This is a genomic window from Pseudomonas sp. LARHCG127 (assembly GCF_052871455.1).
Map to the genome: position 1 here is coordinate 54,779 of NZ_JBIXJT010000020.1, position 25,569 is coordinate 80,347.

General features: G+C 60.9%; 22 protein-coding genes. 12 read left to right on the top strand and 10 right to left on the bottom strand.

The features are described 5' to 3' along the window. Positions 1–157 precede the first annotated feature (157 nt). The 3 genes from ACIPQ1_RS25990 to ACIPQ1_RS26000 all read right to left on the bottom strand — a co-directional run bounded on the left by ACIPQ1_RS25990 (position 158) and on the right by ACIPQ1_RS26000 (position 1,768). The gene (locus ACIPQ1_RS25990) at positions 158–1,048 is read right to left on the bottom strand and encodes a pseudouridine synthase (RefSeq protein ID WP_446535023.1); all 891 of its coding nucleotides are present in this window, start codon (positions 1,046–1,048) and stop codon (positions 158–160) included. A 71-nt stretch (positions 1,049–1,119) separates the two neighbouring features. Continuing rightward, positions 1,120–1,440: a transcriptional regulator gene (locus tag ACIPQ1_RS25995; RefSeq protein ID WP_446535024.1), complete on the bottom strand. Its 321-nt coding sequence runs from the start codon at positions 1,438–1,440 to the stop codon at positions 1,120–1,122. Between the two features lie 91 nt (positions 1,441–1,531). Next, positions 1,532–1,768: a glutaredoxin family protein gene (locus ACIPQ1_RS26000; RefSeq protein WP_250962347.1), complete on the bottom strand. Its 237-nt coding sequence runs from the start codon at positions 1,766–1,768 to the stop codon at positions 1,532–1,534. A 188-nt stretch (positions 1,769–1,956) separates the two neighbouring features. On the opposite strand from ACIPQ1_RS26000, the gene ACIPQ1_RS26005 reads away from it, so the two are divergent. Further along, positions 1,957–3,669, top strand: a complete 1,713-nt coding sequence (locus tag ACIPQ1_RS26005) for a cation:proton antiporter (protein WP_411386890.1) — start codon at positions 1,957–1,959, stop codon at positions 3,667–3,669. A gap of 12 nt (positions 3,670–3,681) precedes the next feature. Here ACIPQ1_RS26005 and ACIPQ1_RS26010 read toward each other — a convergent pair whose 3' ends face one another. Continuing rightward, positions 3,682–4,890 (bottom strand): ammonium transporter, encoded by a 1,209-nt coding sequence (locus ACIPQ1_RS26010; protein ID WP_411386889.1) that lies wholly within the window; start codon positions 4,888–4,890, stop codon positions 3,682–3,684. 330 nt (positions 4,891–5,220) lie between these two features. Here ACIPQ1_RS26010 and ACIPQ1_RS26015 point away from each other — a divergent pair, with 330 nt between their 5' ends. From ACIPQ1_RS26015 to ACIPQ1_RS26045, 7 genes are all read left to right on the top strand, one after another. Continuing rightward, positions 5,221–5,535: a DUF883 family protein gene (locus tag ACIPQ1_RS26015; RefSeq protein ID WP_092166820.1), complete on the top strand. Its 315-nt coding sequence runs from the start codon at positions 5,221–5,223 to the stop codon at positions 5,533–5,535. A gap of 2 nt (positions 5,536–5,537) precedes the next feature. After that, a complete protein-coding gene (locus ACIPQ1_RS26020; protein ID WP_411386888.1) occupies positions 5,538–5,927 on the top strand; it encodes a phage holin family protein in 390 nt (129 codons plus the stop codon). Further along, positions 5,924–6,259 carry a hypothetical protein gene (locus ACIPQ1_RS26025; RefSeq protein ID WP_053120523.1) on the top strand — a complete coding sequence of 112 codons (336 nt, stop codon included), beginning with the start codon at positions 5,924–5,926 and terminating at the stop codon, positions 6,257–6,259. The genes ACIPQ1_RS26020 and ACIPQ1_RS26025 overlap by 4 nt, the downstream gene beginning before the upstream one ends. Before the next feature lie 179 nt (positions 6,260–6,438). Beyond that, a complete protein-coding gene (locus ACIPQ1_RS26030; protein WP_186705338.1) occupies positions 6,439–7,767 on the top strand; it encodes a deoxyguanosinetriphosphate triphosphohydrolase in 1,329 nt (442 codons plus the stop codon). A 460-nt stretch (positions 7,768–8,227) separates the two neighbouring features. After that, positions 8,228–8,854, top strand: coding sequence for a response regulator transcription factor (locus tag ACIPQ1_RS26035; protein ID WP_186705339.1), 627 nt, complete (start codon positions 8,228–8,230; stop codon positions 8,852–8,854). An 8-nt stretch (positions 8,855–8,862) separates the two neighbouring features. Beyond that, complete coding sequence (locus tag ACIPQ1_RS26040; RefSeq protein WP_446535025.1) at positions 8,863–12,483, top strand: transporter substrate-binding domain-containing protein; 3,621 nt, start codon at positions 8,863–8,865, stop codon at positions 12,481–12,483. A 117-nt stretch (positions 12,484–12,600) separates the two neighbouring features. Then, positions 12,601–15,549, top strand: a complete 2,949-nt coding sequence (locus ACIPQ1_RS26045) for an HD domain-containing phosphohydrolase (protein WP_446535026.1) — start codon at positions 12,601–12,603, stop codon at positions 15,547–15,549. Positions 15,550–15,674: 125 nt separating this feature from the next. On the opposite strand, the gene ACIPQ1_RS26050 is transcribed toward ACIPQ1_RS26045, so the two are convergent. Then, the gene (locus tag ACIPQ1_RS26050; protein ID WP_411386885.1) at positions 15,675–16,157 is read right to left on the bottom strand and encodes a GAF domain-containing protein; all 483 of its coding nucleotides are present in this window, start codon (positions 16,155–16,157) and stop codon (positions 15,675–15,677) included. Next, positions 16,154–17,044 carry an ATP-binding protein gene (locus tag ACIPQ1_RS26055; protein ID WP_250962356.1) on the bottom strand — a complete coding sequence of 297 codons (891 nt, stop codon included), beginning with the start codon at positions 17,042–17,044 and terminating at the stop codon, positions 16,154–16,156. Before ACIPQ1_RS26055 ends, ACIPQ1_RS26050 begins: the two co-directional genes overlap by 4 nt. A 163-nt stretch (positions 17,045–17,207) precedes the next feature. Here ACIPQ1_RS26055 and ACIPQ1_RS26060 point away from each other — a divergent pair, with 163 nt between their 5' ends. Continuing rightward, the gene (locus ACIPQ1_RS26060; RefSeq protein WP_411386884.1) at positions 17,208–19,529 is read left to right on the top strand and encodes a hybrid sensor histidine kinase/response regulator; all 2,322 of its coding nucleotides are present in this window, start codon (positions 17,208–17,210) and stop codon (positions 19,527–19,529) included. On the opposite strand, the gene ACIPQ1_RS26065 is transcribed toward ACIPQ1_RS26060, so the two are convergent. From ACIPQ1_RS26065 to msrB, 3 genes are all read right to left on the bottom strand, one after another. Further along, positions 19,513–19,974, bottom strand: a complete 462-nt coding sequence (locus tag ACIPQ1_RS26065) for a MarR family winged helix-turn-helix transcriptional regulator (protein WP_446535027.1) — start codon at positions 19,972–19,974, stop codon at positions 19,513–19,515. The two genes, ACIPQ1_RS26060 and ACIPQ1_RS26065, sit on opposite strands and share 17 nt — an antisense overlap. After that, positions 19,971–20,456, bottom strand: coding sequence for a glutathione peroxidase (locus tag ACIPQ1_RS26070; RefSeq protein ID WP_072408021.1), 486 nt, complete (start codon positions 20,454–20,456; stop codon positions 19,971–19,973). The genes ACIPQ1_RS26065 and ACIPQ1_RS26070 overlap by 4 nt, the downstream gene beginning before the upstream one ends. Before the next feature lie 259 nt (positions 20,457–20,715). Further along, on the bottom strand, positions 20,716–21,108 hold the full coding sequence (gene msrB, locus ACIPQ1_RS26075; protein WP_250962357.1) for a peptide-methionine (R)-S-oxide reductase MsrB: 393 nt from the start codon (positions 21,106–21,108) through the stop codon (positions 20,716–20,718). A gap of 220 nt (positions 21,109–21,328) precedes the next feature. On the opposite strand from msrB, the gene ACIPQ1_RS26080 reads away from it, so the two are divergent. Continuing rightward, on the top strand, positions 21,329–22,540 hold the full coding sequence (locus ACIPQ1_RS26080; RefSeq protein WP_018603142.1) for a pyridoxal phosphate-dependent aminotransferase: 1,212 nt from the start codon (positions 21,329–21,331) through the stop codon (positions 22,538–22,540). A gap of 303 nt (positions 22,541–22,843) precedes the next feature. After that, entirely contained in the window at positions 22,844–23,731 is an 888-nt protein-coding gene (gene htpX, locus ACIPQ1_RS26085; RefSeq protein WP_186705346.1) for a protease HtpX, read from the top strand. Positions 23,732–23,979: 248 nt separating this feature from the next. Here htpX and ACIPQ1_RS26090 read toward each other — a convergent pair whose 3' ends face one another. Then, positions 23,980–24,633 (bottom strand): thiopurine S-methyltransferase, encoded by a 654-nt coding sequence (locus ACIPQ1_RS26090; protein ID WP_446535028.1) that lies wholly within the window; start codon positions 24,631–24,633, stop codon positions 23,980–23,982. Between the two features lie 102 nt (positions 24,634–24,735). Here ACIPQ1_RS26090 and ACIPQ1_RS26095 point away from each other — a divergent pair, with 102 nt between their 5' ends. After that, the gene (locus tag ACIPQ1_RS26095) at positions 24,736–25,503 is read left to right on the top strand and encodes a DODA-type extradiol aromatic ring-opening family dioxygenase (protein WP_446535029.1); all 768 of its coding nucleotides are present in this window, start codon (positions 24,736–24,738) and stop codon (positions 25,501–25,503) included. Positions 25,504–25,569: the final 66 nt, after the last annotated feature.

Genomic DNA, 25,569 nt, shown 5'->3' on the forward strand with positions numbered 1-25,569 from the left:
GTGCACAAGGGCTTTGGGCCTGCTGAAGATCCAATGTGGGAGCGAGCTTGCTCGCGATAGCGGTGGCTCGGCCACATAGATACCAGCATGTGCCCTGCTCTTGCTCTCCTAACGAAAAAATCAAAACCTCACACAGTAATAGCGGGTTCTAAACCAACTACCACTGCAACGAAATACCGCTCTCGAACACCCGCTCCCCACCACTCACCGGATCAACAAAACGCAACCCCTGAGCCAGCAACTTCAAAGGATTGGCATAATCATCCTCGACATCCCGAAGCACATCCGGATAAAACGGATCATTGCAGATCCCCGCCCCAAGGGCATTCATGTGAACCCGCAATTGATGCTTCTTACCCGTAACCGGATACAAGCCATAACGCCACAACTCACCCTTCCTTTCCAATACTTCAATGGCCGTTTCGGTATTGGGCTCACCCTGCCCTTCCTGCATCCGGAAGAACGGTTCGCCATCAATCATCCGGCTTTTATGCACCAGGGGAAAGTTCAACCCAGGCAACGCACGGGCAATGGCTTGGTAGCGCTTCTCGATTCGCCGTGTCGGGAACAATGACTGATACGCCGAACGGGTTTGCGGGTTGGCCGAAAACAACACCAGCCCGGCCGTATGCCGATCGATGCGGTGCAGGGGCACCAGATGCGGATTGTCCAGCCGCCGGATCAACCGTCGCAACAAGGTTTGCTCGACATACTCGCCCGCCGGAGTGACCGGCAGAAAATGCGGTTTGTCTGCCACCACCAGGTGCTCGTCGGCGTACAGGATCGACTCCACCACCGGGATCGGTTTCTCGTCGGGTACTTCCCGGAAGTAGTGGATGCGCAAGCCTTCGCGGTACGGCAAGTCGAAAGGGATCGCCTTGCCCTCCCCGTCCAATACCCGGCCCCGGGCGATCCGGTCCAGCCACTGTTCACGACTGATGGCGCTGAAATGCTCGCACAGGCATTCCAGCACCGTCGGCCAGGAACCGGGCGGCAGGTACAACGTACTGGCCTGATGATGAGCGGCGGAAAACGATGAACCGGACATTGAAAACTCTTGGATATTTGGCATGCCGGCATTATCCGACAGTCGCCCCAGCCAGCCCAGCGATGATTGCTTTACGCCGTGGCCGACGTCGGTTTTGCCGCCGCTTCGGTGAACTCTTTCAACCAGCGCAGTACGTCCACCGCCTCCCAGCGACCCGGATCGTAGAGGGCGTACAGCAAGCCCTGGTAACCCACCACATCCAACTGCTTGTGATAGCCGGCGCGCTGGAACAACGCTTCGATCTCCGCGAAGCAGGTATTGAAATGCAGTTTATTGAAGGGTGTCTTGCCTTCGGTCACCAAGCCATCCAGGCGCAACTCCAGGACCGCCTCACGCACAACGTCCGCGGACATCCTGTTTACGCTGGCTTTCAGTTGTTCGACATTGACCAAGGGGTGCACTCCAGATAGCTGTATGGGCATACAGTAACCGAAGCGCGATATTTTCGCCAACCACAGTGTCAGGAACTGACGAACGAGCCGTTCAACGGAGGAATGCCACGATCTGTTCGGTATCGAAGGGCCAGTCCAGCTCGGCACCGGTATCCAGCCTGCGCAGCACTGGAATACGCAGCCCATAGTCCTCCACCCAGTCTTCACGTTCTGAAATGTCCACCAATTCCACCAACAATCCATGTTCAACCAAAGGCATCAACTCAGCTTCGGCGACTTCGCAAAGATGGCACCCCAGGGTACCGAACAATTGGCATTCAGGAGGCATGGCGGGTAGACCCAAAAAAGATAGACGGTCATTCTAGGCCCGCCTCGGAAAACCGTCGAGTCGCTGGCTCGCCTCAGGGTGTTTCGGTAAAACGCTGATGCAAATCACTGAACGCAAATGCTTTTCCAGCGACGCTTGTCACGTTTTCCCTTCTACGCTGTGCGTTGTACCTTGAAACGGAGTTCCCCTTGTTTGCCAACCTGCTGATCATCCTCGCCTCGTCCCTGGTGGTCATCGCCCTGTTCAGGCGGCTGCGCCTGCCTCCCGTACTGGGTTATCTCTGTGTCGGGTTGGCGGTGGGGCCTACCGCGCTGGACTGGGTCAACGACAGCGAAGAATTGCCAGACCTTGCCGAGCTTGGGGTGGTATTCCTGCTGTTCTCGTTGGGCCTGGAATTTTCCCTGTCGAAAATGCTCGAACTGCGCCGGGTCGTGTTCGGCCTGGGCAGTCTGCAGGTGCTGTGCTCGGGCGCGCTGCTGGCGGGATTGCTGGCTGTGTGCGGCGCGCCAGCGATCGCCGCGTTGCTGCTCGGGGCCGGGCTGGCCTTGTCCTCCACCGCCATTGTCAGCAAGGAGTTGACCAGCCTGGGCGAGATCTTCAGCAGCCACGGCCAGAACGCCATCGGTGTGTTGTTATTCCAGGACGTTGTCGCAGTGCTGCTGTTGACCCTGGTGCCAGTCTTCGCCGGCAGCAGCGAGCACCCGTGGTATTGGGCGCTGCCCCTGACCCTGGGCAAGACCCTGGTGTTGTTTGGCGGCCTGCTGCTGGCCAGCCGATTGCTGCTGCCACGGCTTTTCCATGAAGTGGCGGCGTCCCGGTCCGCGGAACTGTTCGTGCTGCTGGCCCTGGTGATCGTGCTGCTGACAGCATGGCTGACCCACCTGCTCGGATTATCGCCGGCCCTGGGCGCCTTCCTGGCGGGGATGCTGCTGGGGGAAAGCCACTACCGACATCAGATCGAGGCCGATATACGCCCGTTCCGTGACATCCTGCTGGGGCTGTTTTTCGTCAGCATCGGCATGCTGATCGATCTGCAGCTGTTTCTCGATGACGGCCTGTCGATCCTGGGATTGACCCTCGGCTTGATGCTCATCAAGGGCTGCGTGGTCGCCGTCCTGGTGAAATGGCGCGGCAGCGACGGTGAAACCGCCTGGCGCAGCGGCCTGGCCCTGGCCCAGGGCGGCGAATTCTGTTTTGCCTTGATGGCGCTGATGCAGCAGAACCGACTCATGCCCGCCGACATCAGCGGCCTGCTGCTGGCTGCGACGTTCTGCTCGATGCTGCTGACCCCGTTACTGCTGCGCGCGGCGCCACGCATCGCCGCACGCCTGCACCGCAAACCCAACGAAGAGGCACAACTGGACCAGATCAGCGCACTCAATGCCGGGTTGTCGAATCATGTGGTGATTTGCGGCTACGGACGCGTCGGCCAGTCCATCGGACGCTTCCTGCGTCGCGAAAGCCAGGCGTTCGTCGCCCTGGATGACGACCCTGTGATCATCCAGGAAGCCACCGTCGGGGAGAACTGCGTGCATTATGGCGATTCGCGACGAGGGGACCTGCTCGCCGCCGTTGGCTTGAACCGCGCCCGGCTGCTGGTGATCGCGGTGGACAAGACCGACATCGCCATCACCGTGCTCCAGGCGGCCCGACGGATCAACCAACAGGTGCCGATTCTGGTGCGCACCCGTGACGACAGCCAACTGGCCGAGTTGCAGGCGGCCGGGGCCAGCGAAGTGGTCCCGGAACTGTTGGAATCGAGCCTGATGCTGGCCTCCCACGCCTTGATCATGCTCGGCCTGCCTGAACAGCAGGTCCGGCATCACGTGGATCAGGTCCGCCACGACCGCTACCGCCTGCTCCACGGTTTTTATCCCGGCAATCAGGACAAGGAGCCCTAGCAGCCTGTGTGGTTAGTCCTGGCTGACCGCGCCGATCTTGTGAATCGACAGGTCGGCGCCGTAATACTCTTCTTCCTGGGTCAGGCGCAGCCCCAGCACAACCTTGATGGCGCCATAGACCGCGAACCCGCCGGCCAGGGCGATGACCACGCCCAGCGCCGTGCCGATCAACTGGCTGATCAGGCTGACCCCACCCAGGCCGCCCAAGGCACTCTGGCCAAAGACACCGCAGGCAATGCCACCCCAGACACCGCACAGCCCGTGCAGCGGCCAGACGCCGAGCACATCGTCGATCTTCCATTTGCCCTGGGCTGCCGTGAAGCACCAGACAAACAAGGCTCCGGCAATGGCACCGGTGGCCAGCGCACCCACCGGGTGCATCAGGTCGGAACCGGCGCAGACGGCCACGAGCCCGGCCAGCGGGCCGTTGTGCAGGAAACCTGGGTCATTGCGCCCGACAATCAATGCCGCCACGGTACCGCCCACCATCGCCATCAGCGAATTGATCGCGACCAGCCCGCTTACCCCTGGCAAGGTCTGGGCACTCATCACGTTGAAGCCGAACCAGCCGACAATCAGGATCCACGAGCCCAGGGCCAGGAATGGAATGCTCGAAGGCGCGAACGCCACCAGGCGACCGTCCCGGTAGCGGCCATTACGCGGGCCGAGCAAGAGCACGGCGGCCAGCGCCAGCCAGCCACCCATGGCATGCACCACCACGGAACCGGCGAAGTCATGGAAACTGGCGCCGAACCGGGCTTGCAGCCAGGCCTGCAGGCCGAAATTGCCGTTCCAGACCAAACCTTCGAAAAACGGATAGACAAACGCCACGATCAGCACCGTGGCGCACAACTGCGGGGCGAACCGCGCGCGCTCGGCAATACCGCCGGAAATGATGGCCGGGATCGCCGCAGCAAAGGTCAGCAGGAAGAAGAACTTCACCAGGCTATAGCCATGGTCGGTGCTGAGCACCGCGGCCGGTTGCAGGAACGTCACGCCGTAGGAAATCCAATAGCCGACAAAGAAATAGGCCAGGGTCGAGACCGCAAAATCGCTGAGGATTTTCGACAGCGCATTGACCTGGTTCTTTTGCCGGACCGTTCCCACTTCAAGGAACGCGAAGCCGGCATGCATGGCCAGGACCATGACCGCGCCGAGCAGGATGAACAGCGTGTTGGAGCTGTGGACCAGACTGTCCACGGCACTTTGCATATTTTCCATGGTGTTGGCAGACCTGAAAAAGTTGAAAAAAGCACCAAGCCGGTTCGCTCACCTCACAAACGCACCAAGTTGAAACGGGGTAATGACCGAATGTAGGCCGGTGAACCGCTTTGGTGCGCCAGAATTGGCAAAACGAAGCCCCGCTTCGCGGGTTTTAATTATTTGGGTTAAGGTTTTGCGGGCTTGCGCCCAGCTTCAGCGCACTGGCACGGGCTGACGCACCAGTACATGGCGCAAGCCTGAGCAAAAGTTGTACCAGCCACTTGCACTGAACCTTCCGGCAAGGCTCATACTCGAACGCTTCAGACGTCACTTACGGAGATTCACCCCATGGCCAGAACCCAGGCAAAGACTGCTCAAGAAATCCTGATGGAAGACTTCCAGACGCTGGTCAGCGACACGGAGCGCTTGCTCGATCACACCGCGACGCTGGCAGGCGATCAAGCCGATGCACTACGCAGCCAGATCCACGAAACCCTCCTGCGCGCCCGCGAAACACTCAAGCTGACCGAAGATTCCATGCGCGAACGCGGCCAGGCTGCGGTAGTCGCCACCGAGGAATACGTACAGGCCAACCCTTGGCAATCGGTGGGCATCGCCGCGGGCGTTGGTTTTCTGATTGGTCTGTTGGCAACACGGCGCTGATCATGGGTATCGACGAATCCGGCTCGTCCGAAGCGGGCACACAACCTACAGCGCGCCGACTGGGCGCGGCGTTTCTCGGCTTGCTGCACAGTCACGTCGAATTGTTCGGCATTGAACTGCAGGAACAGAAGGCACGCACCGTCAGCCTCCTGCTGTTCGCCGGCCTTGCGCTGGTATTCGGCTTGCTGCTGTTGGTCGGGCTTTCGGCGCTGGTGCTGATCCTGGTGTGGGACACCTATCGTCTGTCGGGCATTATCGGCCTGTGTCTGTTTTACCTGCTGGCGGCCCTGTTTTGCGGTCTGCGGCTCAAGGCAGCGATCTACGACGAGTCCTCTCCTTTCAACGCCACCCTCGAAGAACTGGCCAATGACCGGGAGCGCCTGCTGCCATGAGCCTGCCTGATATCCCCCAAGCCCGGACACGACAGGAAATGCGCAAGGCACTGGTGCGCCTGCGCATGGAAATGCATCGCCAGGAAATCCGGCAAGAGACGCGCCAGTTGTTGCAGCCCTTGCATCGGGTCCGCGGCTTGACGCAAAGCTGGCACGAAGGCTTCGGCATCAAGCATGCGCCACTGTGGGGCGTGGCGGCGGTGTCCCTGCTGGGCTTTCTCACCGGCAAACGGACCCGCCGTGGTGGTGGCGGTGGCGTAACAGGCTTGATCCGCCTGGCAACCACATTGCTGCCGCTGATCAAGCTGGCCAAGACCCTGCGCAAACCCTGAATACCTACACCTGTGGCGAGGGAGCACTCACAAGATTTGGCCTGCTTCGCAGTCCAGCGGGAGCGAGCTCCCTCGCCACAAAGGGTATGTATCCAGCCTGTGCAGGCCTATAGGCCTTGCAGGCCGCCCCACGAACCGGGAAGCTAGGGCATCGACCTCATCGAACGGAGCAACCGGCCTTGGATTGGCATACCCTGCTGACTCGCGAACGTCTCGGAAAACCGCTGCACAGCCCACAAGAGCTGGGCCGTAGTCCCTTCCACAAGGACCACGACCGCATCATCTTTTCCGGTGCCTTCCGCCGCCTCGGGCGCAAGACGCAAGTGCATCCGGTGTCCAGCAACGACCACATCCATACGCGCCTGACCCATTCCCTGGAAGTCAGTTGCGTCGGGCGTTCCCTGGGCATGCGTGTGGGCGAAACCATCCGCAACGCCCTGCCCGACTGGTGCGAGCCCAGCGACCTGGGCATGGTGGTGCAATCGGCTTGCCTGGCCCACGACATTGGCAACCCGCCGTTCGGTCATTCCGGCGAAGACGCCATTCGCTATTGGTTCCAGCAGGCCGCCGGGCGTGGCTGGCTCGATGCCATGAGCGAAGCCGAGCGCAACGACTTCCTCAACTTCGAAGGCAACGCCCAGGGCTTCCGCGTCCTTACCCAACTTGAATACCATCAGTTCGACGGCGGAACCCGGCTGACCTATGCCACCCTCGGCACTTACCTGAAATACCCCTGGACCGCCCGTCACGCCGACTCCCTGGGCTACAAGAAGCATAAGTTCGGTTGCTACCAGAGCGAACTGCCACTGTTGGAACAGATTGCCCACAAGCTCGGCTTGCCACAGATCGAGGATCAACGCTGGGCACGGCATCCCTTGGTGTATCTGATGGAGGCCGCCGATGACATCTGCTACGCGCTGATCGACCTGGAAGACGGCGTGGAAATGGACCTCCTGGAATACCCCCAGGTGGAATCGCTGCTCCTGGACCTGGTGGGCGACGATCTTCCGGACACCTACCGGCAGCTCGGGCCGCAGGACTCTCGGCGGCGCAAGCTGGCGATCCTGCGGGGCAAGGCCATCGAACACCTGACCAACGCCGCCGCCCGGGCGTTTGTCGAGCAGCAGGAAGCGTTGCTGGCCGGCACGCTGCCAGGAGACCTGGTGGAACATATGCACGGCCCGGCAAAACGTTGCGTGTTGAATGCCAAGGACATGGCACGCCGGAAAATCTTCCAGGACAAGCGCAAGACCCTGCATGAAATCGGTGCCTACACCACGTTGGAAATCCTGCTCAACGGCTTTTGCGGCGCCGCCCTCGAACAGCACGGCGGGCGCACGCCTTCGTTCAAGAATCGACGCATCCTCGACCTGCTGGGGAACAATGCGCCGGATCCCAACGGCCCTTTGCATGGTGCGTTCTTGCGCATGATCGATTTCATCGCCGGCATGACTGACAGCTACGCCAGCGAGATGGCTCAGGAGATGACGGGCCGTACGCGTCAATAAAAGGCGTGGAGTCGACGGTGTGCGGCACCTGGCACAAAACCTGTGGGAGCGAGCTTGCTCGCGATGGCGGTAGATCTGTGCTCATCGATGCAGGATGTGCCACCGTCATCGCGAGCAAGCTCGCTCCCACGGGAATGGCGGTGAATGTGAATTTTGTAGCGCTGCGCCACAGGAAGTTGGAACTAGATAAATAAATGTATGGCTTACACACACCTTGATTTAAACGCTTCCTTTGTTTGCGCAAAACACACAATCAAAGAAATATTCCTTCACACATTGCCAACACCTACCCGTCTTTATTGTCATCCACCTACTAAAAAACCGTTTACGTCGTAATATCTTGCCTCTTTTTTTGTAGGAAACTTCTGAAATTGAAGTTGCATGCCTGTCTCTTCGTACGGCCCTGGCTATAAGTGGGCTAAGGTGCGCGCTTTATTCAAGTTCGCAGGGTAATTTATTCATGAACTCCGTTTTCATTGTCGACGATCATCCGGTCATTCGCCTCGCCGTTCGCATGCTCTTGGAACATGAGGGTTATAAGGTCGTAGGAGAAACTGACAACGGCGTCGACGCGATGCAAATGGTGCGCGAGTGCATGCCAGACCTGGTTATCCTGGACATCAGCATCCCCAAACTCGACGGGCTGGAAATCCTGTCACGCTTCAACGCCATGACCACGCCGCTCAAGACGTTGGTGCTCACGGCACAATCGCCGACGCTCTTCGGGATCCGATGCATGCAATCCGGTGCCTCTGGTTACGTTTGTAAGCAGGAAGACCTCAGCGAACTCGTCAGTGCGATCAAAGCGGTATTGTCCGGCTACAACTATTTTCCCAGCCAGGCGCTGAACCCGGTACGCCCGGATGATCCACGCAGTGTAGAGCTGGACCTTTTCAAAAGCGTCAACGATCGGGAACTGATGGTGTTGCAACTTTTCGCCCAGGGCCGTACCAACAAGGAAATAGCCAAGGGGATGTTTCTCAGCAATAAAACCGTCAGCACTTATAAAAAACGTCTGATGCAGAAACTCAAGGTCAAGTCCCTGGTCGAGCTGATTGAAATGGCGAAGCGCAACGCGCTGGTGTGAGAAACAGCATGCTCAGACGCATAACCGAATGTCTCTTGCTGATCAGCGTAGCGTTGTACGCAGGAGCGCTCGCGGCGACGCCAGAGACGCCCGGGCAATACACGCTGCTGGGTCGGTCGTCCACGGCTCAGGCCGAGATCAAGCTCGATGACGCTCACCGCGCCTGGCTAAAAGACCAGCAGGAACTGGTCCTGGGAACCTCCGCACCGGATTACCCGCCCTTCGATCTCTCCGCCAGTGGACGCGACTACGAAGGCCTGACCGCCGACTATGCCAACATTGTCGCCAAGGCCAGCGGCCGGCCCATCAGCGTCCTGCGCTTCGCTTCCCGTGAGGCCGCCATGGCGGCTCTCAAGAACGGGCACATCGATATGCTTGGCACCGCCAACGGTTTCGAAGCCCGCGATCCCGACATTGTGTTATCGACGCCATACGCGGTGGACCAACCCGTGCTCGTCACCCGAACGAATGAAAGCCGATCCCTGAATGAAGACCTCAAGGGGTTGCGGCTGAGCATGGTCTATCACTACCTGCCGCTGCGGGAAATCGAAAAACTCTACCCCAAGGCGATCATCACCACCTACCCGTCCTACCAGAACGCCATCAACGCCGTCGCCTTCGGCCAGGCCGATGTATTTCTCGGCGATACCCTGTCCACCCACTACATGATCAGCAAGGGCTACCTGAGCAATATCCGCATGGCCAGCTTCGGCAAGCATGAAACCTATGGATTCGGTTTCGCCGTACGCCGTGGCGATACCCGCTTGCTGGAAATCATCAACACCATACTGAACCAGGTCCCCATTGCCGAGCAGGCGGCCATCTCCAAACGCTGGAGTGCGGGCAGCGACCTGTACCTCACCGATCACCGGGTACAACTGACTGACCGCGAGCAACGTTGGCTGGACAGGCATCCGGTGGTCCGGGTGGTGGTGAACGAAACCTCCGCCCCCTTCACCTTCTTCGATTCGGACGGCGATTTTCGCGGCATCAGTGCCGACCTGCTTGAACTGATCCGGTTGCGCACCGGCTTGCGCCTGGACATCCAGCGCCGCCAGAACGACAGTGAGATGATCGCTGCCGTCCTGAACGATCAAGCCGACATGATCGCCGCACTGTTGCCCAGCAGTGAACGGCAACGCCAGTTGAAATTCAGCCGCCCCTACATCGACAGCGCGTTCGTCCTGCTGACCCGCAAACAGTCCGACACCCCCACGACACTCGACCAGTTCGGCCAAGCCAGCCTGGCGATCGCCAAAGGCAACCCCGTCATTGACTGGCTACGCAGCCAGTACCCGAATATCCGGATCATCGAAACGGACGGCTCCGTGCGCGCCGTGGAAATGCTCGCCCATGGCCAGGTCGACGGCAGCGTGCACTCGCAGGTGATGGCCAACTACTTTATCGCCTCCCATGCGTGGCGGGACAGGTTGCAAATCAGCAGCACGGTGGGCACCCAGCAAGCCCTGTTCGCGCTGGCCACCGCCAGACAAGCCAGCGAGTTGAACGCCATCCTCGACAAGGCCCTGACCAGCATCGACCCTGACGAACTGGGCGTCATCAACAACCGCTGGCGCGGTTACGTCTCGCCCTCGGAACACACCTGGCGCACCTATAACCGCCTGTTCTTCCAGGTCGTCGCGGGGGTTGGCCTGTTGCTTCTGCTGTCCCTGGCCTGGAACGCCTACATGCGGCGCCAGATCAGGCAACGTCAACGGGCGGAACTGGCCCTCAACGATCAACTGGAATTCATGCACGCACTGCTCAACGGCACCCCGCACCCCATCTACGTGAGGGATCGCAACGGTATCCTGCAAAGCTGCAACGACAGTTACCTGGAAGCGTTCAACGCCAGGCGTGAAGACGTCATCGGCAAGGACTCGATGCCAGGCTCCATGAGCAACGCCTTCGAAGCGCAGGAGTACCAGGCGGACTACCAACGCGTCATGGCCGAAGGCAGCGCCCTGATCGTCGACCGCCCCCTGCACATCGGCGACCGGAAGCTGACGATCTATCACTGGATCCTCCCCTACCGAAACTCCGCCGCCGAAGTGCAAGGCATCATCGGCGGCTGGATCGACATCAGTGAACGACGGCAGTTATTCGAGGAATTGCGCGCGTCCAAGCAACGGGCCGATGACGCGAACCGCGCCAAAAGCACGTTCCTCGCCACCATGAGCCATGAAATCCGCACCCCCATGAACGCGGTGATCGGCATGCTCGAGCTGGCCCTGAAACACGCCGACAAGGGCCACCTGGACCGCTCGACCATCGAAGTCGCGTACGAGTCGGCGTCCGGCATGCTCGAGCTGATCGGCGATATCCTCGACATCGCTCGTATCGAATCCGGCCACCTGAGCCTGGCCCCCGAACGCGTCAATCTAAGGGCCCTGCTGCAATCGGTCATACGGGTCTTCGAGGGCGTGGCCCGACAAAAAAACCTGGTGTTGTCGTTGCAGTTCGACGCCGCCGAGGGAAACCCTGACGTGTCGATAGACCCCTTGCGATTCAAGCAGGTGCTGTCGAACCTGATCAGCAATGCCCTTAAATTTACCGAGCAGGGCCAGGTCGTGGTCAAGGTCCGGCTATCGCCAACCGAGCGGGACGACGTCCTGGACATGCACCTGGAAGTCAACGACAGCGGCATCGGCATCGGCCCGGCCGATCTGCATCGATTGTTCGAGCCTTTTGCCCAGGTCGATAACAGCAGCCGGATGGCCCGCAAAGGCGCGGGACTGGGGCTGGTGATCAGTCGCAACCTGTGCCAGATGATGGGCGGCAACCTCCATATGAGCAGCCAACCCGGCGTCGGCACCCAGGTCCAGGTCCGGCTGCAACTCACCGTCCTGTCAACGGCGCCGGTCAGCGCGCCACTGGAACCGATCATCGAAACGGCACAGGCCATCTTGAACGTCCTGATCGTGGACGATCACCCGGCCAACCGCCTGCTGATGTCCCAGCAATTGGAATACCTCGGCCATCACTACCAGGTCGCCCACGATGGCGCCCACGGGCTCGAGGTTTGGCAAAAAGGCGATTTCGATCTGGTCATTGCCGATTGCAACATGCCCATCATGAGCGGCTACGAACTGGCCCGGTCGATTCGTCGCGAGGAGTCCGAACAGCGACGGGCGCCCTGCACCGTCCTGGGGTTCACCGCCAATGCCCAGCCGGAGGAAAAACAACGCTGCCTGGACGCCGGAATGGATGATTGCCTGTTCAAACCGATCAGCCTGAGCGCCCTGAGCCAGTGGATCAAGACCGTCAAACCGGTCGACCATCCAGCGGTTTTCTCCCTCCACAGCCTCCAGGCGTTGACCGGCGGCGACCCTTCGTCGAACCGGCGCCTGCTGGCTGAGTTACTCAGCAGCAGCCGCGCGGATCGCCAGGAGTTGCTCGACGTCGCCCGGGGAGCGAACCGGCAAGCGCTGACCGAAACGGCGCACAAGATCAAAGGCGTCGCCCGCATCGTCCAGGCGACCTCTTTGATCCAGCGGTGCGAGGCGCTGGAACAGGCGTGTCATCAGGCACAGGCACCTGAACGCATCAGCGACTGTATCGATGCCCTCGACCGCGCCATGACCGAACTGGAACGGGCCTTGGAAACGGAAATCGCCAAGGCAAAATAACCCAGTGTTTACTATGCTATTCGCTCAGCAGTGCGTACCTGGGGGGTTCTCGATCGGTTTCCCTTGCACGCGGAAACACCCATCGAGAACGCCCCCTGCCCCCATGGAGTGACTGCAATGCCCAGCGCACCGCGTCCGGACAAACGCCGGTTCCCCCTGCACGTCCATATCAGCGTGATGTTTACCCTGCTTTTGTTGTTGACCGGGGTGGTGCTGGGTATTTTCAACTACCGACAAACCACGCAAATCATCCTCTCCAGCAGCGAAAAACTGTTCAACCGCATTGAGCAGGATGTGCGCCTGGACCTGTATGACACCTACGAACCCATCCGCCACCTGTTGAGCCTGTTGGCCGATTACCCGGCGACGCGCACGCCGCAGATGGCGCAACGCCTGGCCCTGCTCGCACCCTTCAGCCAGGCACTGCGGGACAACCCGAACCTGGCGTCGTTGTACCTGGGCGATCAGCGTGGCAATTTCCTGATGGTTCGGCCATTGCGCACCGCAGCCCTGAGAACCGCCCTGCAGGCACCCGCCGAGGCGGCCTATCAAGTCTGGACCGTCGAGCGAGCCTCCGAGCAAGGCCCGGTCCATTCCCAGTCGCTGTTCTACGACGAGACCCTGACGCTCATCGAGCGTCGGGACATCGCCGACGAAACCTACGATCCGCGCAGTCGGGGCTGGTTTCGCAGCGCCGCCGACAGCACCGAGCAGATCACCACCGAACCCTACGTTTTTTTCTCCACCCACAATGTCGGCACCACCCTGGCCCGACGTAGCGGCGAGCAGGCGGTCATCGGCGCCGACCTGACCCTGGCGGCCCTGTCCCAGACCCTGGCCAAGCACAAGGTCACCACCGGCACCGAAATCGTCCTGCTCGACCCCAAGGGCAACGCCGTGGGTTATCCCGACAGCGACCGGCTGCTCGCCGACGCCCAGTCCGCGCGCCTGATCAAGGCCCGCGACCTCAGCCCGGCCATCGCCGCCGTCCTCGATGACAACGCTGACACGACCCGCCTGGAAGCGGCTGGACGCCAGTGGATCGTTTCCCGCAGCCACATGCAGGAAGGCGGGCCCCAAGGCCTGGAACTGGCGTTGCTGGTGCCTGAAGACGAGCTGCTGGACAACGCTTATCGCATGCGCTGGCAAGGCGCGCTCATCACCCTCGCCACCCTGCTGCTGTGCCTGCCCCTGGGCTGGTTGACGTCGAGGATCCTGGTCAAGCCGTTGCGCGAACTGGTGCAGGAAGCCGACGCCATTCGCAGCTTCGATTTCAACTACCCGGTGTCACGCCGCTCCCCGGTGCTGGAGGTCGACCAGTTGAGCGTCTCGATGGCGCGCATGAAAGAGACCCTGGCAAGTTTCTTTGAAATCACCGCCAGCCTGCGCGCCGAAACACGCTTCATCCCACTGCTGGAGCGAGTGTTGTTCGAAACCGTAAAAATCGGCCAGGCCCAGGCCGGCCTGATCTACCTGCGCGAGAACGACGACAATCGGCTCAAGCCCTACGGGCTGGTGATCGATGGCACGCCCAGGGACCTCGAAACCTTCAAGCTGCGCAGTCTTGAGTTGCAGGCGGGCGACAGCCCGCAATGGCTCCAGCAACTGGCCGTCTCGGACAATCTGGTGACCTCCCTGGGCTTCGAGCAGGCCGCCGACCTGCAGGGCATCCTGCGGGCACTGGACTCGCCTCGGGCCCACCTGATTGGTATCCGCCTGCGCAATCGTCACCAGGAAACCGTCGGCGTGTTGGTGTTGCTGATCACCGACAGCGGCACCGAAGCCGACCTGGAAAAACTCCAGCCCGACCGCATCGCCTTCCTCCAGGCCGTGTCCGGCGCCGCCACCGTGAGCATCGAGGGCCAGCGCCTGCAAGCCAAGCAAAAACAACTGCTGGACGCTTTTATCCAACTGCTGGCTGGCGCGATCGATGCCAAGAGTCCCTACACCGGTGGCCATTGCCAGCGGGTGCCGGTCCTGACCCTGATGCTCGCCCAGGCCGCCGCCGCCAGCCAGGCGCCGGCATTCGACGCCTATCGGCCCACAGAGGATGAATGGGAGGCCCTGCACATCGCTGCCTGGCTGCACGACTGCGGCAAGGTCACCACCCCTGAATACGTCGTCGACAAAGCCACCAAACTGGAAACCCTGCACGACCGGATCCACGAAATACGCACCCGCTTCGAAGTGCTCAAGCGCGACGCCTGGATCGATTACTGGCGGGCCGTGGCAAACGGTGGCGAGTCGTCATCCCTGGCGCAACAGCGTGACGCGACGTTGACCGCCCTGGATGACGACTTTGCTTTCGTCGCGCGCTGCAACCTGGGCTCCGAAGCCATGGCCGAGGCCGACCTGCAACGCTTGCAACACATCGCGCAACGCCCATGGACCCGGACCCTCGATGATCGCCTGGGGGTTTCCTGGGAAGAGAACCGGCGCCAGGCCCGCACGCCCAAGCCGACGCTACCGGTCACCGAGCCGCTGTTGGCGGACAAGCCCGAGCACCTGTTCGAGCGCCACGCGGCCGAACTGATCCCGGCAGACAACCCGTGGGGTTTCCAGCTCGATGTGCCGGCCTGGAAATACAACCGCGGCGAGCTCTACAACCTGAGCATCATGCGTGGCACGCTGACCCGCGAGGAGCGCTACGTCATCAACCATCACATGGTGCAGACGATCCTGATGCTCAGCCAGCTGCCCTTTCCCAGCCACCTGAACAATGTGGCGGAGATCGCCGGCGGTCATCACGAGAAGATGGACGGCAGCGGTTATCCCAAGCGCCTCAAACGCGAGGAAATGAGCCTGCCGGCACGCATGATGGCGATTGCCGACATCTTCGAAGCACTGACAGCGGCCGACCGCCCCTACAAGAAAGCAAAGAAGCTGAGCGAGGCCCTGGGCATCATGGCCACCATGTGCCGTGACGCCCATATCGATCCCGAACTGTTCGGGCTGTTCATCGAGGAAAAGATCTACCTGAGCTACGCCGAGCAGTTCCTCGACCCGCACCAGATCGATGAAGTCGACCCCGACAGCCTGCTGGCCAAGGCCGGGCTGAAGGCATGAAAGCAATCCCTGTAGGAGCTGCCGAGCGAAGCGAGGCTGCGATCTTTCCCCTGACACTTGAATCTCAAGCGAACAATCAAAGGATCAAAAGATCGCAGGCTTCGCCAGCTCCTACTGGACGTGGGTCAGCAATCCGTCAGGCGCAGGAAGATCGCAGCCAACGCTTCAATGCCGGCCTGATCATGCTCGCTGAAACGCGACAATTTCGGGCTATCCAGGTCGAGCACGCCGATCAGGCGCCCGTCCTTGACCAGCGGCACCACCAGCTCGCTGTTCGACGCACTGTCGCAGGCGATGTGCCCAGGGAAGGCATGGACATCTTCGACGCGCTGGGTCTGCCGGGTCGCTGCCGCCGTGCCGCAGACGCCGCGGCCAAAGGGAATCCGCACGCAGGCGATCTGGCCCTGGAACGGCCCCAGGACCAGTTCTTCATTGCGATTGAGGTAAAAACCAGCCCAGTTCAGGTCTTCCAGTTGCGTGAACAGAAAGGCCGAGAACTGCGCGGCATTGGCGATGAAATCACGCTCATCGGCCAGCAAGGATTCCAGCTGTGCCGATAACAAGCCGTAGCCATCGAGGCCTTCTCCGGCAGCGTTCAAATCGATCATGCCTTGTGCTCCAACAATTTCAGGCCGACCCAGTAACGGGCAAACTGATAAGCGCAACGTCCGTTGCGGTTGCCGCGACCGGTTGCCCAGCGCACGGCCTGTATCTCCAGGGCTTCATCGCGCTCCCAGGCCAGCCCGGCCTTGGCCGCCAGTTCGCCGATCCAGTGTTCCACGACGTCGAGGAAATGCTCCTGGGTAAACGGATAAAACGACAGCCACAAACCAAAGCGGTCGGACAAGGCGATCTTGTCCTCCACTGCTTCGCTGGGGTGAAGTTCGCCGTCGACCCGCTTCCAGTTCTCGTTGTCGCTTTCCTTTTCCGGCACCAGGTGACGACGGTTGGACGTGGCATACAGCAGCACGTTGTCCGGCGCCTGTTCCAGCGAACCATCCAACACGCTCTTGAGCACGCGGTAATCGCCTTCGCCGGACTCGAACGACAAGTCATCGCAGAACAACACGAAGCGCTGTGGCAGTTTCGCAACCTGCTCGACCACCCGGGGCAAGTCGGCCAGGTGATCGCGTTCGATCTCGATCAACCGCAGGCCATGCTGGGCATGTTCGGCCAACAGGGCGCGCACCAGGGACGATTTGCCGGTGCCACGCGAGCCCCAGAGCAAGGCATGGTTGGCGGGCATGCCATCAATGAACTGCCGCGTGTTGCGCCCCAGTTGTTCGACCTGGCGATCCACGCCGATCAGGTCCGACAGGCGCATGTCGAGGCTGACTTGCAGCGGCAGCAGGTAGCCGCTGCGCCCGTCCCGCTGCCAGCGGGCGGCCAGGGTCTGGGACCAGTCGATGGTGGGCCGGGGCGCCGGCAGCAACGGCTCGATCCGGGCCAGCACGGCATCGGCGCGCTCAAGAAAAGCATTCAATCGCGAGTCCACGTCTTCTCCTCGGACAGGTTCACAGTAATGATGGCGCTCCAGCAACGAAACGCCGTATCCAATGGCGGGTCTACTTCACACAAAACCAACCGGTTGCACCGGTATTCAGAGATGATCAGCTATGCTTGACCGGCGAAGGGAAACGTAAGTGGTTCATCACTCCATGGACATCCGATTCACCCAACGGCTTTCCTATAAGCAGGCCCGCCTGACCGTCCTGGTGGGCTTCGTGCTGGGCACTTTGCTCAGCCTGATGCAGATCGGCATCGATTATGCCAGCGAAGACGCGTCGATCAACCGTGAAATCCTGTCGTTGCTGGAAATCAGCCACAACCCGGCCTCGCGCATCGCCTACAACATCGACGCCGAACTCGCCCAGGAGCTGTCCATGGGCCTGTTGCGCTCACCGGCCATCATCGGGGCCGAGCTGATCGACAACAACAATACCGTGCTGGCCAGCGTCAAGCGGCCCGAGCTGCAAAGCAGCTACCGGTTCATCAGCGACTTCCTGTTCGGCGCCCAGCGTCAGTTCGAGGACCGGCTCTACCTGGATCATTTGCCCGGCGAATCCCTGGGCATACTGCGACTGGACGTCGACACCTATGCGTTCGGCAGCCGTTTCCTGCGCCGCGCCGAGGTCACCTTGCTCAACGGTTTCGCCCGCAGCCTGATCCTGACCGGGCTGCTGCTGGCGCTGTTCTACGTGATGCTGACCAAGCCCCTGGTGCGGGTCATTCGCGAGTTGAGCAGCCGCGATCCAAGCAGCAACGAACAGAACCGCCTGGAATGCCCTTCCGGCCACCAGTCCGATGAAATCGGCGTGCTGGTGTCCGTCGCCAACCAGCAGTTCGAAAATATCTCCACGGAAATTCAACAACGGCGCACGGCCGAAAATCGCCTCACTGAATACCTGGCGCAGCTGGAGAACATCGTCTCGGCACGCACCGCCGAACTCAAGGCCATCAACGCCCGCCTCAGCCAGTCCAACGAGGAATTGGAGGTAGCCCGGCGCACGGCCCTGGACATGGCCGAAGCCCGCTCCGTGTTCCTCGCCAACATGAGCCATGAGATCCGCACGCCGCTCAACGGCCTGCTGGGGATGATCGCCCTGTCCCTGGACGGTCCCCTGACGGCCGAGCAACAGCAGCAGCTCTCGATTGCCCATGACTCGGGCAAGGTACTGGTCGAACTGCTCAACGACATCCTTGACCTGTCGAAATTCGACGCCGGTCAACTGGAACTCGAACGCATCCCGTTCGACCTCGGCGCCCTGGTGGAGGACACCGCCAACCTGCTTTCCCAGAACGCGGCCCCCAGTGTCGAACTGGCTTGCCTGATCGAGCCGCAGTTCCCGGCACAAGTCATCGGCGACCCGACCCGGGTGCGCCAGATCGTCAGCAACCTGCTGTCCAACGCATTGAAGTTCACGCGCTTTGGCCGGGTCGACGTCAAGTTGAGCCATTACGAAGGCGGCGTGCGAATCGAAGTCTGCGACACCGGTATCGGTATTCCCCAGGAGGCCCAAGCGCGGATCCTGCAACCGTTCACCCAGGCCGGGGCCGGGATTACCCGTCAGTTTGGCGGCACCGGGCTGGGCCTGGCATTGACCTACAACCTCTGCGAAGCCATGCAGGGCCGATTGACGATCAGTTCCGAAGCCGGCTTCGGCAGTCAGTTCTGTGCAGAGCTGCCGCTGCCCTGCCATCTTCCGGCAACGCCGGTCGAACCGCTGCACGGCAATGTCGTCGCCATCACCGCCAGCAGCAGCGGCCTGGCCGAGTTGCTAGGCATGCTACTGCCGGGATGGGGCCTGGATTATGTGCGGCGCTCCATCGATGACGGGCTGCTGGGGCTCAAGCCTGACGTGCTGATCACTGACTGCCCGGAGTGCCTGTTCAACCTGCGACCGACCTTTGATGCGCCGATCCTGCTGGTGACCGCCTATGGCAGCTTCATGCCCAGCGAAGAAGCGGCTGCCCTCGCACCGCTGATACAACAGGCCCGACCATTGGCACGCCATGCGCTGTACCAGATCCTGCGACGCGCCATGCAAAACGAGGCGACCATCATCAACGAGGCACAGATCGAAACCCTGGTGCCGTCCAGGCGCGGACAGGTATTGCTGGTGGAGGACAATCCGGTTAACCAACTGGTGGCCAAGGGCATGTTGGTCAAGTTGGGCTGTGAAGTCACCGTCGCAGCCCACGGCGTCGAAGCCCTGGATCAACTGGAACAGCGGGTGTTCGACCTGGTGTTGATGGACTGCAACATGCCAGTGATGGACGGTTACGAAGCCAGCCGGCAGATTCGCCGCAGCGGACGCTGGTCGGACCTGCCGATCGTTGCACTGACGGCCAACGCGATGCCCGAGGAACGTGAGCGCTGCCGGGCGGCCGGCATGAACGATTACCTGTCCAAGCCGTTCCGCCGCGAAGAACTGGCGGCCGTGCTGGACCAGTGGGTGCCCACTACGTCAGCGCTTTGATCTGGCCCAGCAAATGATCGAGACCGTCTCGCAACGCGCCCAGGCGGTCCAGATCGACACCGCTGTCGCACAACAGGCGGGCCTTGAGCGGGCCGACCTGCTCGCGCAAGGCCCGCCCCGCAGCCGACAGGCTCAAGTGCACCTCCCGCTCGTCCCGGGCTGAACGCTGGCGCTGGACCAGGTCCAACTGCTCCAGGCGCTTGAGCAGCGGCGTCAGCGTGCCGGAATCCAGCAGCAAACGCTCACCCAGGGCCTTGACCGTCGGCTGTTGCGGGGCCGTGTCCTGCCACTCCCACAACACCAGCATCGCCAGGTATTGCGGATAGGTCAGGCCAAGTTGATCGAGCATCGGCTTGTAGCCACGGATCACCGCACGGGAAGCGGCGTACAGCTTGAAGCACAACTGGCTGTCGAGCTTCAACGAATCGGCTGACAGATCATTCATTTGAGCAGTGCTTCGATCTCGCCGGTCAGGTCCTGGGGTTTGGTGGTCGGGGCAAAACGCTTGACCACCTGACCGTCCTTGCCGATCAGGAACTTGGTGAAATTCCACTTGATGCCTTTGGACCCCAGCACGCCAGGGGCTCGCTGCTTAAGCTGGACGAACAGCGGATGGGCGTTGGCGCCGTTGACTTCGACTTTCTTGAACAGGGGAAAACTCACGCCGAAATTCAGTTCGCAGAACTCGGTGATCGCCCCTTCATTGCCCGGCTCTTGCTTGCCGAACTGGTTGCAGGGAAAGCCCAGCACCACCAGGCCTTGGTCCTTGTAGGTCTGCCACAACGCCTCCAGCCCTTTGTACTGCGGGGTAAATCCGCACTGGCTGGCCGTGTTGACCACCAGCACAGCCTTGCCGGCGAAATCAGCGAGGGTCTTTTGCTCACCCTTGATGGTGGTGCACGGGATGCTCAGCAGGTTGTCGCTCATGGCAAGACTCCGAAGATGTATAGGATTGGCGACGAAGATAGCGAACGATTCAATTGCGTGCAATTTAATTGTCCAAAACCAAGGCCTGTAAAACCTACGGAACCCAGTGGCGAGGGAGCTTGCTCCCGCTCGGCGGCGCAGCCGTCGTAAACCGGCCGACACGGTCTTTCTGAAAAATCGCGCCAAGCCGTTTTGGGGCGGCTGCGCCACCCAGCGGGAGCAAGCTCCCTCGCCACAGGGGAGTTGTGATGAACAGTCCCTAGCGAGGGACCAGGTCCAGGCACACCGAATTGATGCAGTACCGCAGCCCCGTAGGCGGCGGACCGTCGGGGAAGACATGGCCCAGGTGGGCATCGCATTGGGCGCAGACCACCTCGGTGCGGATCATGCCGTGGCTGGCGTCCCTTACCTCTACCACCGCGCTGCCTTCGATCGGCGCGTAGAAACTCGGCCAGCCACAGCCCGAATCGAATTTGGTCTGCGAATCGAACAACGGCTCGTTGCAGCAGATGCAGTGGTACACACCGTCAGTCTTGGTGGCGTTGTATTTGCCGGAGAACGGCCGCTCGGTGCCCTTCAATCGACAGACGTTGTACTGCTCCGGGTCGAGCATGGCGCGCCATTCTTCAAGGGTTTTCTGCAACTTTTCCATCGTCCTACCTCGGCAATTGAAAAAGCCCGATCCGACGCTTTTCCGCAGATCGGGCGGCACGTATGATTGCGCCTCGTCAGACGCCAGTCTGGCAGTCACGTCATGCGCATTCAAACGGATTGTGGCGCCTATACCGCGTCAGGCCTGGGCACAGACGCAGGATCCCCAGTACGGTAGTTCACACGCCGCCTGGATCGTTCATTTTCGGGAACACATCGCCATGCAGGTCAGCAAATCGAACAAGCTCGCCAACGTCTGCTACGACATTCGCGGCCCGGTGCTCAAGCACGCCAAACGCCTGGAAGAGGAAGGCCATCGCATCCTCAAGCTGAACATCGGCAACCCGGCGCCCTTTGGTTTCGAAGCGCCCGATGAAATCCTCCAGGACGTCATCCGCAACCTGCCGACCGCCCAGGGCTACAGCGACTCCAAGGGCCTGTTCAGCGCGCGCAAGGCCGTGATGCAGTATTACCAGCAAAAGCAGGTCGAAGGGATCGGCATCGAGGACATCTACCTGGGCAACGGCGTGTCCGAGCTGATCGTGATGTCCATGCAGGCCCTGCTCAACAACGGCGACGAAGTACTGGTGCCGGCACCGGACTATCCGCTGTGGACCGCTGCCGTGAGTCTGTCCGGCGGCAACCCGGTGCATTACCTGTGCGACGAACAGGCCAACTGGTTCCCCGACCTGGCGGACATCAAGGCCAAGATCACGCCCAATACCAAGGCATTGGTGATCATCAACCCGAACAATCCGACCGGCGCCGTGTATTCCAGGGAAGTGTTGCTGGGCATGCTGGAACTGGCCCGCCAGCACAACCTGGTGGTGTTCTCCGACGAAATCTACGACAAGATCCTCTACGACGATGCCGTGCACGTGTGCACCGCATCCCTGGCGCCGGACCTGCTGTGCCTGACCTTCAACGGCCTGTCCAAATCCTATCGGGTTGCCGGTTTCCGCTCCGGCTGGATCGCCATCTCCGGGCCCAAGCACCATGCCCAGAGCTACATCGAAGGCATCGACATGCTGGCCAACATGCGCCTGTGTGCCAACGTGCCGAGCCAGCACGCGATCCAGACGGCACTGGGCGGCTACCAAAGCATCAACGACCTGGTCCTGCCCCAGGGCCGGCTGCTGGAACAACGCAATCGCACCTGGGAATTGCTCAACGACATTCCCGGCGTCAGTTGTGTCAAGCCCATGGGCGCGCTGTATGCCTTCCCACGGATCGACCCGAAGGTCTGCCCGATCCACAACGATGAAAAATTCGTCCTCGACCTGCTGCTGTCCGAGAAGCTGCTGGTGGTCCAGGGTACGGCATTCAACTGGCCGTGGCCGGACCACTTCCGCGTCGTGACCCTGCCGCGGGTCGATGACCTCGACCAGGCCATTGGCCGGATCGGCAACTTCCTCAAGTCCTACCGTCAATAAGCCGGACTGCGTGCGAGGCGTCCTCACCTCGCACGCTGTTTGATTCAGCAACATATCCGTTCGGGCCGGTTTCGTCGGGCCTTCTACACTCGGTGCAGGACGGCCAACGTGCAGCGGGGCTCAACGTTCACGGGGCGCAGGCAGCGCATTTCTTTTCCCTTGTCACTTTCAGAAAAGTCTTTCAAACATTTAGGACGGCTGTAGGACACAGTTTGAAATAGTCGGCGAGTTGAATAGCCTGCGGCAGCACCTTATATACCCCGCATAACGCTACATCTTTAGCATGAGGAGATTTTCACAACCATGATGCGCATCCTGCTGTTCTTGGCCACTAACCTGGCGGTCGTGCTGATTGCCAGCATCACCCTGAGCCTCTTCGGCTTCAACGGGTTCATGGCGGCCAATGGGGTTGACCTCAACCTCACTCAGCTGCTGATCTTCTGTGCGGTGTTCGGTTTCGCCGGTTCCCTGTTCTCGCTGTTCATCTCCAAGTGGATGGCGAAGATGAGCACCGGCACCCAGATCATCAGCCAGCCGCGCACGCGTCACGAACAATGGCTGTTGCAGACAGTCGAGCAGTTGTCCCGCGAAGCCGGTATCAAGATGCCGGAAGTCGGTATCTTCCCGGCCTACGAGGCCAACGCCTTCGCCACCGGCTGGAATAAGAACGACGCCCTGGTCGCCGTCAGCCAAGGTTTGCTCGAGCGGTTCTCGCCCGATGAAGTCAAGGCCGTGCTGGCCCACGAGATCGGCCACGTCGCCAACGGCGACATGGTGACCCTGGCGCTGATCCAGGGCGTGGTGAACACCTTCGTGATGTTCTTCGCCCGGATCATCGGTAACTTCGTCGACAAGGTGATCTTCAAGAACGAAGAAGGCCAGGGCATCGCCTACTACGTGGCGACCATCTTCGCCGAGCTGGTACTGGGCATCCTCGCCAGCGCCATCGTCATGTGGTTCTCGCGCAAACGCGAGTTCCGCGCCGACGACGCCGGTGCACGCCTGGCCGGCACCAGCGCCATGATCGGCGCCCTGCAGCGCCTGCGCGCCGAGCAAGGCCTGCCGGTGCACATGCCCGATACCCTGAATGCCTTTGGCATCAACGGTGGCATCAAGCAGGGCCTGGCTCGCATGTTCATGAGCCACCCGCCGCTGGAAGAGCGTATTGACGCACTGCGTCGTCGGGGCTGACAGGTTCGAGCGTACTGCTGTTCACTTAAAAAAACGGCGATTCTCCAGAAATGGGAAACGCCGTTTTTTTGGGTTTTACGCAGCCATTCCGGCCTTTTCTGGTCTGGTGATCATGTGTTGTTGATCAGGCCCCCATCGCGAGCAAGCTCGCTCCCACAGGGGAACTTGGGTAACCACAGGTTTTGTGTTCACAACCCATCCAATGTGGGAGCGAGCTTGCTCGCGATGGGGCCGCCTCAACCGACAAATCAACGGCTGGAAATCCGATACACCCGCTCATCCAGCCGCTTCACACCCGCCTGCAAGAACTTCCAGCTCTCCCCCAACACATCCTGTTCCTGCAAGACCTCCAGCCGCCAGGCACCTCCCAGCAGCCGCTGCACCTCATCATCCCCAACGGAAAACGGTGGGCCAGGCATTTCATCCTGGTTGTAATCCAAGGTAATCAACAAGCCGACCCCGTCGGGCAAAATCTTCTGCAGATGGGCCGCGTACCGTGCCCGCATCGGCACCGGCAAGGCGATCAACGCGGCGCGGTCGTACAGCCCCGTGCAATCGGCAACATCCTGCGGGCCCAGGGCAAAGAAATCACCGCAGCGAATCTCGATATCACCGGCACGGAACACCCTGAAAACCCCCTCTTCGCTCACCACCGGCTCAAGCTGATGCTCAAGGAAAAAATCAGTGGCGGCTTTCTCCGACAGTTCCACGCCCAATACCGAATATCCTTGATGAGCGAGCCACAACAGATCCAGGCTCTTCCCACACAGCGGCACCAGCACCCGACTGCCCCGGGCCAATCCCAGTTGCGGCCAGAACCGTTGCAGGTAGGGGTTCACCTCCGGCAAGTGAAAACCGATCTGGTTCGATGACCAGCGCTTGTGCCAAAACTCGGGCTCCATGATTCACTCCAAAAAATCGATCAAAACGGGTTAAAACTTATATTAGATTTAGATCATAGACCTGACGGAAGATGACCCATCTTAACGCTCAGGAGTCCGTTCATGCTGCCCAGCCTGTTTATCTCCCATGGCTCACCGATGCTCGCCCTGGAGCCCGGCGCCAGCGGCCCGGCGCTGGCCAGCCTTGCCGCTCAATTGCCCAAGCCCAAGGCCATCGTCATCGTCTCCGCCCACTGGGAAAGCAATGACCTGCTGGTCAGCGCCAACCCGCAACCGCGTACCTGGCACGACTTCGGTGGTTTTCCACCGGCGCTGTATGAAGTGCAATACCCCGCGCCAGGCAATCTTCAACTGGCGACGCGAGTAGCAGACATGCTCAACACAGCCCACCTGCCGGCCCGCCTCGACCCTCAACGGCCCTCCGACCATGGCGTCTGGGTGCCATTGTCGTTGATGTACCCCGACGCCGACATTCCGGTGGTACAGGTTTCCCTGCCTAGTCGCCAGGGGCCAGTGTTACAGACCCAGGTGGGCCAGGCCTTGGCGAGCCTGCGCCACGAAGGCGTCTTGCTGATCGGCTCCGGCAGCATCACCCATAACCTGCGCGACCTGGACTGGAATGCCGGCCCTGACAGTATCGAGCCCTGGGCCAAGGCCTTTCGCGATTGGATGGTCGAGCAACTGACGGCCAACGACGAAACCGCGTTGCACGACTACCGCCGCCAGGCGCCCAATGCCGTGCGCAGCCATCCCAGCGACGAGCACTTGCTGCCGCTGTATTTTGCCCGGGGTGCGGGTGGGAAATTCAGTGTTGCCCATGGGGGGTTCACCATGGGGACGCTGGGGATGGACATTTATCGGTTCGACTGATTGACCGAGTCGCTTCCATCGCGAGCAAGCTCGCTCCCACAGGGGATTTGTGAGCACCGAAAATTC

Coding starts and splice junctions, on each gene's coding strand:
- ACIPQ1_RS25990 (WP_446535023.1), bottom strand. CDS start 1,048: ATGTCCGGTTCATCGTTTTCCGCCGCTCATCATCAGGCCAGTACGTTG.
- ACIPQ1_RS26000 (WP_250962347.1), bottom strand. CDS start 1,768: ATGCCTCCTGAATGCCAATTGTTCGGTACCCTGGGGTGCCATCTTTGC.
- ACIPQ1_RS26010 (WP_411386889.1), bottom strand. CDS start 4,890: ATGGAAAATATGCAAAGTGCCGTGGACAGTCTGGTCCACAGCTCCAAC.
- ACIPQ1_RS26015 (WP_092166820.1), top strand. CDS start 5,221: ATGGCCAGAACCCAGGCAAAGACTGCTCAAGAAATCCTGATGGAAGAC.
- ACIPQ1_RS26020 (WP_411386888.1), top strand. CDS start 5,538: ATGGGTATCGACGAATCCGGCTCGTCCGAAGCGGGCACACAACCTACA.
- ACIPQ1_RS26025 (WP_053120523.1), top strand. CDS start 5,924: ATGAGCCTGCCTGATATCCCCCAAGCCCGGACACGACAGGAAATGCGC.
- ACIPQ1_RS26035 (WP_186705339.1), top strand. CDS start 8,228: ATGAACTCCGTTTTCATTGTCGACGATCATCCGGTCATTCGCCTCGCC.
- ACIPQ1_RS26040 (WP_446535025.1), top strand. CDS start 8,863: ATGCTCAGACGCATAACCGAATGTCTCTTGCTGATCAGCGTAGCGTTG.
- ACIPQ1_RS26045 (WP_446535026.1), top strand. CDS start 12,601: ATGCCCAGCGCACCGCGTCCGGACAAACGCCGGTTCCCCCTGCACGTC.
- ACIPQ1_RS26050 (WP_411386885.1), bottom strand. CDS start 16,157: ATGATCGATTTGAACGCTGCCGGAGAAGGCCTCGATGGCTACGGCTTG.
- ACIPQ1_RS26060 (WP_411386884.1), top strand. CDS start 17,208: ATGGACATCCGATTCACCCAACGGCTTTCCTATAAGCAGGCCCGCCTG.
- ACIPQ1_RS26065 (WP_446535027.1), bottom strand. CDS start 19,974: ATGAATGATCTGTCAGCCGATTCGTTGAAGCTCGACAGCCAGTTGTGC.
- ACIPQ1_RS26070 (WP_072408021.1), bottom strand. CDS start 20,456: ATGAGCGACAACCTGCTGAGCATCCCGTGCACCACCATCAAGGGTGAG.
- msrB (WP_250962357.1), bottom strand. CDS start 21,108: ATGGAAAAGTTGCAGAAAACCCTTGAAGAATGGCGCGCCATGCTCGAC.
- ACIPQ1_RS26080 (WP_018603142.1), top strand. CDS start 21,329: ATGCAGGTCAGCAAATCGAACAAGCTCGCCAACGTCTGCTACGACATT.
- htpX (WP_186705346.1), top strand. CDS start 22,844: ATGATGCGCATCCTGCTGTTCTTGGCCACTAACCTGGCGGTCGTGCTG.
- ACIPQ1_RS26090 (WP_446535028.1), bottom strand. CDS start 24,633: ATGGAGCCCGAGTTTTGGCACAAGCGCTGGTCATCGAACCAGATCGGT.
- ACIPQ1_RS26095 (WP_446535029.1), top strand. CDS start 24,736: ATGCTGCCCAGCCTGTTTATCTCCCATGGCTCACCGATGCTCGCCCTG.